We start from the raw sequence: 13721 nt of genomic DNA on the forward strand, positions 1-13721 counted from the left end.
ATCCAGAATGGATATTCGCAGTCTTTCCGCCGCAGGCGGCTATGCCGCTGCCCGGCCAGCCACCAAGGCTGACCCCAACCATGAAGCCGCTGGTTCCGGGACCGGTGCCCGGCTCAAGGAGAGCTTTGAGCACTTCGCGGCAACCCTGCAAAACAGCGAGCAGGTCTCGGTGCAGGCAATGACGTCGCAGGCAGATCCGCATGCACTGGTGCAGGCGCTGGCGCAGACTGAACTGGCGGTCGAAACCGCTGTCACCGTGCGCAACAAGGTGGTCGAGGCGTACCAGGAAATCCTGAGAATGCCGGTCTAAGCCATGATGAGCGAAAGCCACTTTTATGACACGCTGCGCCAGGCACTTTGGGCGGCCGTGACCATGGCCACACCGATCCTGATCGTCGCGCTGGTCGTCGGTCTGGCCGTCGGCCTGTTTCAAGCCCTGACGTCAGTACAGGAAATGACCCTGACATTCGTGCCCAAGCTGGCTGCCATTCTGGTCGTATTCTGGATGACCATGGGCTTCATGACCCAAACGCTCGTGGCTTTCTTTGACGGCCACATCGTCCCGATGATTGCCGGAGGTTCGTAATGGAAACTGCAGGATACGCTACCCTTTCGCGCCAATCCGGCCTGATCCGCGAGATGCGCGTCGTTGCAAACAATATCGCTAACTCCGCAACAACCGGCTACCGTCAGGAAGGGCTGATTTTCTCGGAATTCGTGCAGTCGTCTCCGGGACAGCAATCGCTGTCGATGTCGCGTGCGAACATCTTCAACACATCCATGGAGCAAGGCCAGCTCACACAGACGGCTGGTGCGTTTGATTTTGCAATCGAAGGCGACGGGTTTTTCATGGTCGAAACGCCTCAGGGCGAACGGCTGACCCGCTCCGGCGCGTTTTCCCCCAATGCAGCTGGCGACCTGGTGACAATGGATGGCTTCCGGGTGCTGGACGCAGGCCGCGCGCCGGTCTTTGTGCCACCTGATGCCGGCAAGATCGAAGTCGGAGCCGACGGCTCAATCAGTGCGAACGGGCGCCTGCTGGGCCAGTTGGGCCTCTTCAAGCCGATGGACCAAAACACGATGGTCCGGGAAGACGGTGTCATGTTCCGCGTCGAAGGAGAGATCGAACAATCCTTCGATTCCAAAGTTCTGCAGGGTTTCCTGGAAGGTTCCAACGTGAATGCGATTTCCGAAGTAACCCGCATGATCGAAGTGCAGCGCGCCTATGAAATGGGCCAGAGCTTTCTGCAGTCGGAAGACGAGCGCATTCGCAATGCCATCAAGAACCTGATCAAGACCTAGGAGAATCCAGATGCGTGCCCTGAAGATCGCCGCAACCGGCATGAACGCCCAGCAACTGCGGGTGGAGACAATCTCCAACAACCTCGCAAACATGAACACCACCGCCTACAATGCGCGCCGCGCCGAGTTCGCCGACCTGCATTACCAGCAGATTTCGCGCGCCGGCACCGTGAACGCATCTGACGGAACTGTGCTTCCAACCGGTGTGCAGGTCGGTCTGGGTGTGCGTCCTGCCGCTGTATCCGTGCACCTGTCGCAGGGCGCTTTGCAGCAGACCAACAACGACCTGGACGTCGCCATTGATGGCAACGGTTATCTGGAAGTGACGCTGCCCTCCGGCCAGACCGCCTATACCCGCGACGGCGCGCTGAAGCGCTCGGCGGAAGGGCTGATTGTCACCTCTGACGGCTTCGCCGTTTCGCCCGAAGTTACAATCCCCGACGACGCCACCAGCATCTCGATCAATGCTGAAGGTGAAGTATACGGGTACTTCAACGAAACGACCGAAGGCCAGCTGCTGGGCCAATTCACGCTGGCAAGTTTCACCAATCCCAAGGGGCTGGAGGCAATTGGCAGCAACCTGTTTACGGAAACTGAGGCTTCCGGTGCTGCCGCCGTTTCGACAGCTGGCGAAGACGGGCTCGGCACATTGCGCCAGGGCTATCTGGAAGCCAGTTCCGTTGACGCGGTGCGCGAAGTCACCGAGCTGATCGAAGCGCAGCGCGGCTATGAAATGAACGCCAAGGTCATCTCGGCTGTCGACCAGATGATGAGTGCAACCACACAGGTGCGCTGATGAAACGAATTCTTGCCTGCCTGACCGCCGCAGCGCTTTGCGCTCCCCCTGCCTGGGCCGACTATCTGACGCCATTGCGCACGATCCGCGCAAAGGAAGTTGTGAATGCCGAAGACTTGGCTCTGAAAAAGGGCGAAATTCTAGGCGCGCTGACCAAACCCTCAGAGGTGATCGGCATGGAGGCGCGCGTCGCGCTCTATGCAGGCAGGCCCGTGCGCCCGGGCGATGTCGGCCCGCCGGCCATCATCGAACGCAATGACCTTGTTACCCTGATCTTCCGCCAGGGCGGGCTGAGCATAGCCGCGGAGGGCCGTGCTCTGGGCCGCGGAGCTGAAGGCGAGGCCGTCCGGGTCATGAATCTTTCTTCCCGCACCACTGTCACCGGCCGGATCAACGGCAACGGCTCCGTAGAGGTAAACTGATGACTATACAATTTTCCCCTGTCAAACCGCTGCTTTTCGGACTGGCCCTGCTGGGTGCCTGCGGCCGGATGGATCATCTGGGCAAGCCGCCCACGTTTACCCCGGCGAATGAATCGTCCGAACATGTTGCAATGCTGTATCAGGGACTGCCAATGCAGACGCAGACCCGCCGCACAGTCGACGGCTCCTCTCTTTGGAGCGGCTCGCAACAGTCTCTTCTGGGCGACCGCCGTGCCATCAAGCGTGGTGACATCCTGACCGTGGTGATCGAGATCGATGAGGAGGCGGAAATTTCCAATGACACCCAGAGGTCTCGGTCAGGGTCCGAAAGCATGAACATGCCGCAGCTTCTCGGCTTACCGCAGCGGCTGGACCGGAAACTGCCCGAGGGCGCCTCTTCTGCTGACGCCGTAGAAATCGGAAGCTCCAGCGCCTCTGGTGGCAAAGGATCCGTCAAACGCAGCGAAAAACTGGAGTTGCGGGTTGCCGCAACAGTCGTCGACGTTCTGCCGAACGGAGTTTTGGCAATCAGCGGCACCCAGGAACTCCGGGTGAACTTCGAGCTGCGCGAGCTTTTGGTCACCGGTTATGTCCGGCCCCAGGATATCAGCCGCCAAAACGAAATCACATATGACAAGATCGCTTCTGCCCGAGTGTCCTATGGCGGCCGCGGTCAGATCACCGATGTGCAGCAGCCACGCTACGGCCAGCAGCTGCTCGACGTTGTCCTGCCTTTCTGAGGATCGCCATGCTCTCGAAGCTCTTGCCAGTCATCCTGCTTGTCCTCGGAACCGGAGGCGGCATCGGCGCGGGTATCATGTTGGCGCCCCCACCTGAAAAGCCGCAAGCCACTGAAGACAGCAGTGCTGCACCTGCCCCGGTTGAATATACCGCGAACCCTGCTGAAGAAGGCGAGGAAGACCTGCGCGAATACGTCAAGATCACCAACCAATTTGTGGTTCCGGTAGTCGATCGCGATCAACTGACCTCTTTGGTCGTCATTTCGCTCAGCCTCGAAACATCAAAGGGCGTTAGTGAAAGAATACGAACCTATGAGCCCAAATTGCGCGACGTGTTCCTGCAAGTGCTGTTCGACCACGCCAACATGGGGGGCTTCCGTGGCGCCTTTACACGTTCTGACGTTCTCGAGCCGCTGCGAACCGCCTTGCGGGAAGCGGCGCAAAAACATGTCGGCAAGGCAGTCCACGACGTTCTGATCATGGAAATCTCACGCCAGGATGTCTAATCCGCCAGCGGGTTGCAGATGCTGCCGCAAAAAAGGCCGGTCCTGCTGGATCGGCCTTTTTTTCCTTAAACGTGGGAGCTGCCCTCCCTCGCTCAACCGTCGAGTAACCTGTCCATCATCGCCTTTGCCTGGGAATCTTTGAGCCGTTTTCGCTCAGCTGCCGCCATTGTTTCGACGGCTTGCTTACGGCCGAAGGCCGTACGCAGCTGATCCATCATTCGCAACTTCTGCGCCGTGGCCTGCGCCAGTTCCATGTTGAGCTGGCGCCGTGTGCGGGTATGCCAGCCTTGCCACAGAAGATCTGCGCCCAAGGCCTTCATGGCATGATCGCCATCTGCCTGCTGACGTGCTGCCTGGACTTGCGTGTTCAGCTTGGCCAGCTGGCCGCGCAGTTCCGCTTCGCGGGCCAGGGCGGGCTGGATCTTGGCATGCTCCTGCATGTATTGCGCCGCGGTCACCGCTGCCATCTGATCTAGCATTTTTTGCTTCATGTGACTTTCCCCTTGGCGCGCTTGCGCATTTCCTCGGCAAAGCGGATTGCGGCAGCAACCGGCGCATAGTGCTCTTCCTGAATTTCATCGCCGATCTCAACGGTTGCATGCAAAGCCCGGGCGGTCGGAGGGTCGCTGTGGATCGGAACAGCGTTTTCGTTCGCCACGCGCCGGATTGCCGCGGCCACTTCATCAACCCCTTTTGCGACGCAAACCGGCGCGGCCCCCTTTTCACGGCTCCATTTGAGGGCAACGGCGTAGTGGGTTGGGTTAACGATCACCACGTCCGCTTGCGGGACATCCGCCATCATCTGCCCCATCGCAATTTCCTGACCTCGCTGGCGCCGCTTGCCTTTCATATGCGGGTCGCCCTCGGCATCCTTCATTTCGTCCTGAATCTCTTTGCGCGACATCATGTTCTTGCGGCGGTGTTCAGCATGCTGAAAGGCTGCATCCACAACGCCAATCGCCAATGCAATGACCAGCGCCAAGAAAAGAAACTCCAGCGCCAGCTGCGACAGCATCATCACTACAGACTGGGGGCCGGTTCCAGAGGAGGCAATCATATCCGGCAGCCGGGAACTCAGATAAACGCTTAAGCATACTGAGTAGAGCAGCAGCTTTACAAAGCTCTTCAGAAATTCGAACAGCCCCGCCCGGCCCAACTTATTTTTAGCATTGGAAATAATGGATATACGCGACAGTTTCGGCTCCAGCTTGCTAGGCGCAAAGACCATTGCTCGCTGGCCGACAATTGACAGAAGAACGAGGGCAAACGGTACCAGGAACCACGGCAGAATGGGCCGTATCAAGCTGCCCGCAAAGGCCGCGGACGGGGCAGCGGCGGAGCCTTCGAAGAAAAGCTGCGCCAGCCGGTCGGGTTGATCCAGAAACGCCATCAGCGCGGTGCCGGTTCCCTCGACGCTGCTGCTGCCAGCCGCGTAGAAGGCAACAATCAAACCCAGATAGGCCGCCGCCACCGACAGATCTGTGGACTTTGCGACTTCACCCTTCTCGCGAGCCTTGCGAAGCTTTTGTTCTGTTGGCTCAAATGACTTATCAGAATCGTCGTCCTGATCACTCATGGCATGCCGCCTCCCGGGTTAACAAGGAAGGTCATCAAGGCGCGGGACCAGACATCCAGTATCATCGGGCTGCCTACCATCAGAATGAACAGGCCGAAGAACGTGATGACAGGCGCGCCAACCATAGCGACCATAAGCTGTGGCATGGCCCGGTTGATCACACCAAGTGCCAGGTTGTAGATCACCGCGGTGATTACGAATGGGGCCGCCAGCGTAAAGGCCAGAGAGAAGCTTTCCGACACCCTGAAAACGCCCCATTCCGCCAGACCGGCAGGGGCAGGGAACTGGCCGGCGGGAAACATTTGGTATGATCCGATCAGCAACTCCGCCACGCGGACATGCAATCCCAGCATTACCGCCAGTGTTACACCCGAAATCATGAGCACTGCCCCTAGCGCCGGCATAGGTTCCGCCCCGATGCCACCCAGCGCCTGCGATAGGGAGGTGCTTTGCGCAGCCATGGCACCGGCTGTTTGCAGTGCCAGAACAAAGATCCGCACACCGATCCCCAGCGCCAGGCCGATAATCGCTTCTGTCACTGCAAAGCGGGCGTAATCGAAAAGCCCGTCTGGTTCCGGAAACGCAGGTAGCGCGGGCGCCACTACAAATGTGAAGGCAAGAGCAACTGCCAGCTTGACCCTAGCAGGCACATACAGCTCCCCTATTGCGGGCAGTACCGACACCATGGCGGTCACCCTCAGAAACACAATGGCCGCATGCCAAAAACCTGCCCCCAGCAGCAGAACCAGCTCTGGCGGCAGGAAGTTTGTGTTCATACCTGAACCATCCCGACAAGAGCCGGCCGTGCCTCGAGGCCGATTTCCTCAAACGAAAGCACCGGGTTAATGATACCGCGCGATTTCAGGATGGTTTTCAAGTACCGGCGGCGGCGGGTCGACGTCACCACAGCAGCGAATACCCCCTGGTCGGTCGTGAGGCCCAACTTGTCGCTCAGCCCGTCAGCAAGCCGGTTAAACAAGTCAGGCGGCAGAGCAATGTCGAGACCCGCTCCCTGTGTGTCCACTTGATAAGTGGAGAACTTATCTTCCCATTCCGGCGCCAGTTGGATCAGCGGAATGGTGCCATCATCGCGCTTCATCTCTGCTACCAGCTGGAAGCCCAGCCGCTGGCGCACATGCTCGCAGATCATCTCAGGCTGGGTGGTATGCATCCGCGCCTCGGCAATCGCTTCAAGAATCAGCGGCATGTTGCGGATGGACACCCGTTCCTCCAGCAACAGCCGCAGCACCGTGTGCAGCGTGTCCATCGGAACCTTGTCCGGTACCAGAGCATCCAGCAATTTACGGTTCGACTCGGAACGGAATCCATCGGACAGTTGGGTCATCTCGTCCAGCAGGCGGCGCAGCGATTTAAGCGTCAGCAGGCGCGGGAAATTCTGCTTGATGGTTTCCAAAAGATGGGTCGCAAGAATTTCCGGAGGGGTCACGACAGTGGCGCCGGCGAGGGCGGCCTGCTCCTGCGCCTTGGCGGAAATCCAGCGGGCGGGTGCGCCGTATACCGGCTCTGTTACATCGGTACCGGCCGGCAGCGCCTCATGATTGTCCGGCATCAGCGCCAGAACCATGTCAGGGTGCAGTGTCCCGCGGGCCTGTTCAACGCCCTGCACCTTGATCAAATAGGTTCCCCTATCCAGTTCATTCTGGTCTGTCAGACGGATTTCCGGAAGTATCAGGCCGAATGTAGTGGCAATATGAGACCGCATATTAGCGATCCGTGCGTCCAGGCCGGTGCCGGCATCCAGTACCATGCTCACCAGGTCCGGTGCAAATTCCAAGTGCAGGTCGTCAAGGTCGAGGATGTCACCCAGCGGCCGCGACGCAGCAGGGTCAGAGGCCTCTTCAATCTTTTCTTCGATTTCAGCTTCCGCATCATCCCTTTTCTTCTTCGACATCCGAAAAGCAGCATAGCCGAGCGCCCCGCCGCCGATCACAAAAGGCAAGAAGGGGAGGCCCGGAACAAGGGCGAAAAGCACCATGAGAACCGCAACTGTTGTCAGCGCGGCGGGGTGCCTGCCGAATTGTTCGAACAGGGCGATGTCCGTGGCACCGGTAGTGCCGCCACGCGCGAGCAACAGCGCTGCGGCAATGGAAATAATCACGGACGGGATCTGCGACACCAGACCGTCGCCAACCGTCAGAATAGCATAGGTTTCGAACGCACTTCCAACTGGCATCCCATGGACCAGGACGCCCATGATCAGCCCCATAACCAGGTTCAAAAGGGTGATCAGAAGACCGGCAATAGCGTCGCCCTTCACAAACTTCGATGCACCGTCGAGTGAACCAAAGAACGTGGTTTCCTGCTGATCGCGCTCACGGCGTTCTTTGGCGGTCTGATGGTCAATGGCACCGGCCGACATATCTGCGTCAATTGCAAGCTGCTTGCCTGGCATACCATCCAGTGCAAATCGGGCGCCAACTTCGGCCATCCGCGCAGCGCCCTTTGTGATCACCATAAAGTTGACGATCAGCAAAACACCAAACACAACCAGCCCGAGGAAAACGCTGCCTCCCATAACGAACTGGGCGAAGCCTTCGATCACATTGCCTGCTGCATCTGTGCCGCTATGTCCCTGTCCGATGATCAGCTTGGTTGAGGATACGTTCAGCGACAAGCGCAGCATCAGCGACGCCAAAAGGATCGTTGGGAATGACGAAAAGTCCAAGGGGCGTTCGATGAACAGCGTGATCGTGAAAATCAGGATGGCCAGTGCAAAAGAGGCGGCCAGGCCGACGTCCAGCACCCATGCCGGCATTGGCAGAATCATCATTACAATGATCGCCATCAAAGCCAGCGCCAGCAGTACAGTCGGGCTAAAAAGTTGTTCTATCGTCAGTTTAGGCAATGCTCAAACCCCGTTTCTGAAGCGATTTCAACTGGCTGGATGTCTGACTATGTCCAGATGGAAGCAGCCTGGGACGCCACTTGATCAGAAGACGTACGGTCGGCGTCGCCACAGGTCCTTCCCGTGGCGGCCTGAATGCCATCTGCAACGGATCTGCATCAACAACACCCGCTGCAACCGTCTGGCAGTGGACCGAAATTTCCAAGGGTCTAGATTTCGGCTGAACTGCCGATCTGTGTTCTGCGCTTGCCGCGCGCAGAATCAGCCCTTGCGGGCACTTGTTCGAGTAGTTTTCCGGCATTCTGCCCGTTCCAAATCAGGATTCACCCGATCTCACGTTACCGGCAGCCGGTTGACAAAGTGTTATCACCAGAAACCGCGCTCATCTTGGCACAAGGCGGCCGGCAAGCCGTGAAAGCTGCTCAGATCACTGGTTTGCCTCGGAGTTCCCCAGTCCTGTGCCAACCTGATTGAGCAGTTGGGCAATGCCGCCACGCGTTCCTGCACTGCTTTCGACCAATGCCCGGGCGTGAGCCAGTGGCGTCAGTCCTTCAGGGTCTTTTGCGGTTTCACCGATTTGGGTTGTGACAGAAGCAACTGTGCCGAACGGCGCACCAGAATCAGCTCCGATGGCCTCAATCGCACCCAAGTTCTCGGAATGCCAAAAGCCCCGGGCAGCCGCATCAGCGTCATCTTCGGCCAGCAGATATTCACCAGCACGGCCGAACTCGCCGTTGCGCCACAACGCTTGAGCACGCATAAGGTTAGCGCCTGAGCCTTCCAGCCCCATAAGCTCAACCAGCGCCCGGTGCGGCTTGTCCTGGTCCAAGGCTGCCTCTGCCATCAGCAGGCGGCGTGTGTCGTTTTCCGGCTCAAGTGCAAGTTTGGTAAGCAAGTCCTGCGCCTGCCTTGCAAAGCCCAAGTTCAGCAGCCTGCGTGCCACTTGCGCAGCCACAGGTGCCGCCTCAGCCGGGGTCGCCTGGTTCGAAAACACCAATGCGTACTGCAGGAAAGTCACGTCATCCGCGCGCTCAACCAGCAGCAGCATCAGGGGTTCCAGGGCCGCTGCCCGCGCTTTGGGCCCGTCCCTTTCGGTGACGCTTTGTAGTTCCCGGAAGGCGCCATGAAAATCACCCTTTAGTGCCAGCGAAGCAACATTGGCGCGGCGAAGTTCTGCGCCAAGCTCGGTATCGCGGTTCTCCAATTCGTATGAAGCAATCAGGTCGGGCACATCAGGCGAAAGCGCCTTTCGCTCCTTGACGCTGAGCCCCACCAGAGCAATCAGCGCAGCGGGCGCATTTCCTGTCCTTTCAGCGACTTCACTAGTCAGTTCTTCTGCCACCTTTTCGGTGTCGCCTTCCAATTCGGCGATTGCCGCTTCAGCAAGGTTGATCTCCGGAACGTCTTCCACCCCGGTCCGGTCCACCGAGCGCAGCACGGCTTGGGCAATATGGTGTTCACCGGCGTCTGCAAACATGGTGCTGACCTTTGGCCCCAAATGCACCCGTAGATGCGGCGGCAGTTTTGAAAAGGCTTGCTGGATGGCGTCAGTGTTGGCGCTTCTCTTGATCTCACCATCGGCCAGCGCACCCCACAATGCGCTATCGCCTTCACAGCCTTGCTGTCCCGAAAAAACATGTTTGACCGGCAATGCAGCACCATCCAGGAGCAATGCCATAGCATCCAGCAAGGCAACATTCGGCTCATCCCGCTGTTCAGGCGGCAAAATCGTCAGGATTGAACGCGCTTCCGCCCCAAAGCTGAAATACAGGTACAGCCGGGAAAGAGCATAGACACTGGCCGGATTTACCTCATCGAATTCATGCACCAAGGCACTGCGCAGAGGCGCCAGCTGATCCGCAAACGTGCTGTCATTGCCCCAGGACTGAATCGCAACACCGCTATCTGGAAGACAGTGGGATGCTTCGCCGTCGCTGCCGGATGCGGCCGCAATCAGCCCGGTTTCGCGATCGATCGCGGACGTAACGGATATATGCGCAAGCGGATCCAGCGGCCTGTCTGCTCTGCCAAGCAGAGCAAGTCCAGCTGACCTTTCGGCACCCGCAAGCCCTTCTTCGGTAATATTCAGAAGACCTTGGCCCGCTGCCCTTCCAATCTGCTGCAACAGCCGCTGCTCGGATTCGCTGACCGTAGTGGCGCGTTCGGTTTCTTCCATATCAAGAAGAAAATCAGCATCGGGAATGCCTAGGACTGGTTTCTCAGGCTGGAGATCCGTTTGCAGTGCAGCCTGGCTGCCGTCGGTCTCAAGGTCTCGACCATCAGACTCTGGCGCTGTTTCTCCTGCAACATTCGCTTGGTAGTCCCTTTCTGCGGGTTCTCTACCTATCTGCGGCTGAACAGATTTGGGCCGCCCTGATCGCCCGTCTAATGCGGCCGCCAGCTCAAGCGCCAGCCTTGCATCTGCGGCAGCCGCTTGCGGAAAATTGAACCGGTATCCGGTTTGCGGCACCGGAGTTGTCAGCGGCAGAACGCTTCCTGCAAATGTCCGTTGCCGGTTTGCCACCGGTTTGCCGCCGTCACGGATATCAACCACCAGGTAACCGTCTTTCTGCACATAAGAAGTGACGGCGCAATCGCATCCCAACTGCAGCCGCAGAGGCTGGCCAGGGCCGTTTTGCGCCAATGATTGAAGCCGTGTCCGGGGAATCAGATTGAAGACGCGCGAAGTGTCAAAAACCGCCTCTGGCGCACCGATATTCACCGTTGCCGTCATACCGCTTTGTGTCAGTGACCAGTCTGCGCCCTGCGGCAGCCGCATCACCAGGCGTGTGAAGCCCTTGTGCTCGCCGGAGCGGGTCACAATCGTCTGCGCCTGAGCAGCGCCTGCCGTCAGAAGCACGGCCGCAGTGGCAAAAGCTCGCCAAATCATGCCGCGTCCTGTTTGACCGATTTGAGGGCTTCTTCAAGTTCCGAGAAGCCGGGCCGGAAGTGAGAGGGGGTGTTTTGGCGACCAACCTCGATGCAGATGGCTGCCGCGTGGTTGTGCAGGTTGGCCACCAGAACCTCGCGAATCAGCTGGTAGAAATGCGCATCTTCTTCGACCACAGCCTTTACTTTGCCAGCAAAGGGCGCCACCAAGCCGTAAGACAGGAACACACCAAGAAAAGTACCCACCAGCGCGCCGCCAATCAGTTTACCAAGCACCTCGGGCGGTTGATCAATTGACCCCATCGTTTTGATCACACCCAGAACCGCAGCAACGATCCCCAGCGCAGGCAGGCCATCTGCCATCGTCTGCAGTGCATGGCTGGAATGCAACGCGTGATGCAGGTTGGCTTCCATCCGTTTTTCGAGAACTTCTTCGACCTGGTGGGGATCATCATAATTCATGGACGCCGAGCGCATGGTGTCGCAGATCAGGTTCACCGCCTCCTTGTCAGCCAGGATCTTGGGATACTTATTGAATACCGAGGAGTTTTCCGGGTCTTCGATATGCTGTTCCACCTCAACAGGGTTGGCCCTCGCAATGCGAATCAGAGCAAACAGCAGACACAAAAGGTCGCGGTAGTCATCAGGTTTCCACTTTGGGCCCTTGAACACCTTTCCGATATCTTTGAGCGTGTGCTTTACGCCGCCCATGTCGTTGGCAATCAAAAAGGCGCCGACTGCTGCGCCGCCAATCATCATCATCTCAAACGGCAGCGACTTGAGGATGATCGCCATCTTGCCGCCGGCCAGAAGGTATCCGCCGAACACCATGGCAAAGATCACCACAATGCCTACAATCCCGATCATAGGTCCACTCCGAATTCCGTTGGTTTTTATAAGACTAGGCGAGTCTTCCTAAAGAATGACTAAGCCGCCGTGCCCAAGTTACTCTTTGGGCACGGATCCGTTGCGCCCGGCCAGAACCACGCTGATGGTATAGGCGGCTTCTGGGCTGAGCCCTGCCATGATTCCCGCAGCGGCCTCAGGCTGCATCCGTGCCAGGAAACCTGCAGCAAAAGCCGGGTCCATTTCCTCAAACAACGCCGATGCGTCTTTTGGCTTCATCTGCTCATAGACCGTTGTCAGCCGGGTCACATCCGCCTCTGTCGCACCATCTGCCAGGGCCAGCGTCGCGCTTAGGTCTTTCTCTGCCTGTTCCAGCGCGGCCAGCTTCTTGTCAATTGCCTCATCTGCAATTTCCAGCGCCTTCATGCGGTCCTGGATTTCGGCTTCGCGGGCAGCCAGTTCCTGTTCCCGCTGCTGAAATGCAGCCAGCATTGTTTGCAGCTCAGCAGACGATGGCATGGCGTCCCGCTGCGGCTCGCCGTTGTGTGGAGGCGTTTCATCACCTGTCTCTTTCAGACTGGCGACCTCGCGGGCTATTGCCGGCCCTGCCTCAAGCCCAAGCCGCACGATTGCGGATCCCATCAGCAAAACTGCAAGCATCGTCAGGGTCCCACTGCGCCGGAAGCGCCTGGATTTTTTCGCCGCCTTAGCCATTACGCCACCCGATTCTGACTGCGGTTGTGGCGAACGAACATTAGACCGGAAGATTTAGGCTCTTCATGCGGCTCGTCAGCAGGCTGCGAACCCGTCTCATAAGCGGCCGCCATTGCCTCATCTTCCGAAGCCGCCGGAGCAGGTGTTGCCGCGGTGCCGGCCTCCGGAAGATCATGCATGGAGGCCATCATCAGCTCCAGACGCTGAGCCACCGATTCGGCGCGCCCGGTCAGTTGCTGCAAAGCTTTGCTTGATCCGTCAGAAATCTGCTGCGCAGATTGCAGCGACTTGTTCAGATCATCCACCTGCGCAGATAAGACGGCAACCGCACCGCCCACACCTTTCTCCAGGTCATTGAACCGCTTCAACCGGCGCGACAGCACCAGACAGTAAAACCCGGCGCCCAAAGCTCCGGCTGCAAGCAGGATATCAGCAATAAGGTCCATCCTGTCCTCCTAGTTCAGTACGAAATCCATAATCAGCAGATCACGAACCCGGCCCTGGCCGGTGGCTATGTTGATCCGCCGCAGCATCTGCGCTCTCAGTTTCGGCAACGCCATCGGATCGGAAAGATCCTCAAGCTCCAATGCTCTCAGGTAGCTGTTCAGGACATCGACAACCCGCGGAAGAACTTTCTCAACCTCGGCCTGATGCGCCAGGCCGACCTCAAGTTGCGCGCGGAACCGTAAGTGCTTCACCCCCCCGGCTTTGCGCAGGGTAATCACAATCGGGTCCATTTCGATAAAGGCAAGATTGGCGATATCCTCCGCCGTCTCACCACTGTCCACGCCTTCTGGCGCCACTTCGGCCGCAGGCACCGTTTCTGGCGCTGCTTTTTGACCAAAGGGAAGAAGGCCTGACTGAACGGCAAAGAATCCGCCGCCCGCGCCCGCCAGTGCCAGCACGGCCCCGATAATCAGGGGCAGTTTGCTTTTCTTGGCCGGGGCTTGTGCTTCGATATCTACTGCAGCGTCTGTCATGGCTATCCCTAAAACGTCGTGCAGCTTCTTCATAACCCGCCAGGAACTAACCGAATGTTAAGGCCGTTCCGTCAAAACGGTTGC

At 58.4% G+C, this 13721-nt stretch carries 16 protein-coding genes; 7 read left to right on the forward strand and 9 right to left on the reverse strand.

Annotated features, from left to right (window positions below; all coding sequences use genetic code 11):
* The first annotated feature begins 7 nt into the window (after positions 1–7).
* From fliE to AC5STB_RS06110, 7 genes are read left to right on the forward strand one after another with little or no spacing between them, the layout of a single operon-like run.
* A complete protein-coding gene (fliE, locus tag AC5STB_RS06080; protein WP_495442075.1) occupies positions 8–310 on the forward strand; it encodes a flagellar hook-basal body complex protein FliE in 303 nt (100 codons plus the stop codon).
* 3 nt (positions 311–313) lie between these two features.
* On the forward strand, positions 314–586 hold the full coding sequence (fliQ, locus tag AC5STB_RS06085) for a flagellar biosynthesis protein FliQ (protein WP_495442076.1): 273 nt from the start codon (positions 314–316) through the stop codon (positions 584–586).
* The gene (locus tag AC5STB_RS06090) at positions 586–1302 is read left to right on the forward strand and encodes a flagellar hook-basal body complex protein (protein WP_495442077.1); all 717 of its coding nucleotides are present in this window, start codon (positions 586–588) and stop codon (positions 1300–1302) included. Before fliQ ends, AC5STB_RS06090 begins: the two co-directional genes overlap by 1 nt.
* A 10-nt stretch (positions 1303–1312) precedes the next feature.
* A complete protein-coding gene (gene flgG, locus AC5STB_RS06095; RefSeq protein ID WP_495442078.1) occupies positions 1313–2098 on the forward strand; it encodes a flagellar basal-body rod protein FlgG in 786 nt (261 codons plus the stop codon).
* Positions 2098–2520 (forward strand): flagellar basal body P-ring formation chaperone FlgA, encoded by a 423-nt coding sequence (flgA, locus tag AC5STB_RS06100; protein WP_495442079.1) that lies wholly within the window; start codon positions 2098–2100, stop codon positions 2518–2520. Before flgG ends, flgA begins: the two co-directional genes overlap by 1 nt.
* Positions 2520–3260 carry a flagellar basal body L-ring protein FlgH gene (gene flgH, locus AC5STB_RS06105; protein WP_495442080.1) on the forward strand — a complete coding sequence of 247 codons (741 nt, stop codon included), beginning with the start codon at positions 2520–2522 and terminating at the stop codon, positions 3258–3260. The genes flgA and flgH overlap by 1 nt, the downstream gene beginning before the upstream one ends.
* Before the next feature lie 8 nt (positions 3261–3268).
* Entirely contained in the window at positions 3269–3766 is a 498-nt protein-coding gene (locus AC5STB_RS06110) for a flagellar basal body-associated FliL family protein (RefSeq protein WP_495442081.1), read from the forward strand.
* A 92-nt stretch (positions 3767–3858) separates the two neighbouring features.
* On the opposite strand, the gene AC5STB_RS06115 is transcribed toward AC5STB_RS06110, so the two are convergent.
* The 9 genes from AC5STB_RS06115 to AC5STB_RS06155 all read right to left on the reverse strand — a co-directional run bounded on the left by AC5STB_RS06115 (position 3859) and on the right by AC5STB_RS06155 (position 13637).
* Positions 3859–4257, reverse strand: a complete 399-nt coding sequence (locus AC5STB_RS06115) for a hypothetical protein (protein WP_495442082.1) — start codon at positions 4255–4257, stop codon at positions 3859–3861.
* On the reverse strand, positions 4254–5342 hold the full coding sequence (gene flhB / locus AC5STB_RS06120; RefSeq protein ID WP_495442083.1) for a flagellar type III secretion system protein FlhB: 1089 nt from the start codon (positions 5340–5342) through the stop codon (positions 4254–4256). Before flhB ends, AC5STB_RS06115 begins: the two co-directional genes overlap by 4 nt.
* Positions 5339–6118, reverse strand: coding sequence for a flagellar biosynthetic protein FliR (locus AC5STB_RS06125; protein WP_495442084.1), 780 nt, complete (start codon positions 6116–6118; stop codon positions 5339–5341). The genes flhB and AC5STB_RS06125 overlap by 4 nt, the downstream gene beginning before the upstream one ends.
* On the reverse strand, positions 6115–8148 hold the full coding sequence (flhA, locus tag AC5STB_RS06130; protein WP_495444566.1) for a flagellar biosynthesis protein FlhA: 2034 nt from the start codon (positions 8146–8148) through the stop codon (positions 6115–6117). Before flhA ends, AC5STB_RS06125 begins: the two co-directional genes overlap by 4 nt.
* A gap of 487 nt (positions 8149–8635) precedes the next feature.
* On the reverse strand, positions 8636–11098 hold the full coding sequence (locus AC5STB_RS06135) for a hypothetical protein (protein ID WP_495442085.1): 2463 nt from the start codon (positions 11096–11098) through the stop codon (positions 8636–8638).
* The gene (gene motA / locus AC5STB_RS06140; protein WP_222477046.1) at positions 11095–11964 is read right to left on the reverse strand and encodes a flagellar motor stator protein MotA; all 870 of its coding nucleotides are present in this window, start codon (positions 11962–11964) and stop codon (positions 11095–11097) included. Before motA ends, AC5STB_RS06135 begins: the two co-directional genes overlap by 4 nt.
* A gap of 78 nt (positions 11965–12042) precedes the next feature.
* Positions 12043–12657 (reverse strand): MotE family protein, encoded by a 615-nt coding sequence (locus AC5STB_RS06145; RefSeq protein WP_495442086.1) that lies wholly within the window; start codon positions 12655–12657, stop codon positions 12043–12045.
* Complete coding sequence (locus AC5STB_RS06150) at positions 12657–13103, reverse strand: hypothetical protein (RefSeq protein ID WP_495442087.1); 447 nt, start codon at positions 13101–13103, stop codon at positions 12657–12659. Before AC5STB_RS06150 ends, AC5STB_RS06145 begins: the two co-directional genes overlap by 1 nt.
* A 9-nt stretch (positions 13104–13112) precedes the next feature.
* Positions 13113–13637 (reverse strand): flagellar basal body-associated FliL family protein, encoded by a 525-nt coding sequence (locus AC5STB_RS06155; RefSeq protein ID WP_495442088.1) that lies wholly within the window; start codon positions 13635–13637, stop codon positions 13113–13115.
* Positions 13638–13721: the final 84 nt, after the last annotated feature.

The sequence above is a fragment of the Leisingera sp. CC-HEC093 genome (assembly GCF_059429195.1).

What these genes read in the sequence shown, in the direction of transcription:
- AC5STB_RS06125 (WP_495442084.1), bottom strand. Translation starts at nt 6,118, where the DNA reads ATGAACACAAACTTCCTGCCGCCAGAGCTGGTTCTGCTGCTGGGGGCA.
- motA (WP_222477046.1), bottom strand. Translation starts at nt 11,964, where the DNA reads ATGATCGGGATTGTAGGCATTGTGGTGATCTTTGCCATGGTGTTCGGC.
- AC5STB_RS06145 (WP_495442086.1), bottom strand. Translation starts at nt 12,657, where the DNA reads ATGGCTAAGGCGGCGAAAAAATCCAGGCGCTTCCGGCGCAGTGGGACC.
- AC5STB_RS06155 (WP_495442088.1), bottom strand. Translation starts at nt 13,637, where the DNA reads ATGACAGACGCTGCAGTAGATATCGAAGCACAAGCCCCGGCCAAGAAA.
- flgH (WP_495442080.1), top strand. Translation starts at nt 2,520, where the DNA reads ATGACTATACAATTTTCCCCTGTCAAACCGCTGCTTTTCGGACTGGCC.
- AC5STB_RS06135 (WP_495442085.1), bottom strand. Translation starts at nt 11,098, where the DNA reads ATGATTTGGCGAGCTTTTGCCACTGCGGCCGTGCTTCTGACGGCAGGC.
- flgG (WP_495442078.1), top strand. Translation starts at nt 1,313, where the DNA reads ATGCGTGCCCTGAAGATCGCCGCAACCGGCATGAACGCCCAGCAACTG.
- fliQ (WP_495442076.1), top strand. Translation starts at nt 314, where the DNA reads ATGATGAGCGAAAGCCACTTTTATGACACGCTGCGCCAGGCACTTTGG.
- AC5STB_RS06115 (WP_495442082.1), bottom strand. Translation starts at nt 4,257, where the DNA reads ATGAAGCAAAAAATGCTAGATCAGATGGCAGCGGTGACCGCGGCGCAA.
- AC5STB_RS06150 (WP_495442087.1), bottom strand. Translation starts at nt 13,103, where the DNA reads ATGGACCTTATTGCTGATATCCTGCTTGCAGCCGGAGCTTTGGGCGCC.
- flgA (WP_495442079.1), top strand. Translation starts at nt 2,098, where the DNA reads ATGAAACGAATTCTTGCCTGCCTGACCGCCGCAGCGCTTTGCGCTCCC.
- fliE (WP_495442075.1), top strand. Translation starts at nt 8, where the DNA reads ATGGATATTCGCAGTCTTTCCGCCGCAGGCGGCTATGCCGCTGCCCGG.
- AC5STB_RS06110 (WP_495442081.1), top strand. Translation starts at nt 3,269, where the DNA reads ATGCTCTCGAAGCTCTTGCCAGTCATCCTGCTTGTCCTCGGAACCGGA.
- flhB (WP_495442083.1), bottom strand. Translation starts at nt 5,342, where the DNA reads ATGAGTGATCAGGACGACGATTCTGATAAGTCATTTGAGCCAACAGAA.
- AC5STB_RS06090 (WP_495442077.1), top strand. Translation starts at nt 586, where the DNA reads ATGGAAACTGCAGGATACGCTACCCTTTCGCGCCAATCCGGCCTGATC.
- flhA (WP_495444566.1), bottom strand. Translation starts at nt 8,148, where the DNA reads ATGGCGATCATTGTAATGATGATTCTGCCAATGCCGGCATGGGTGCTG.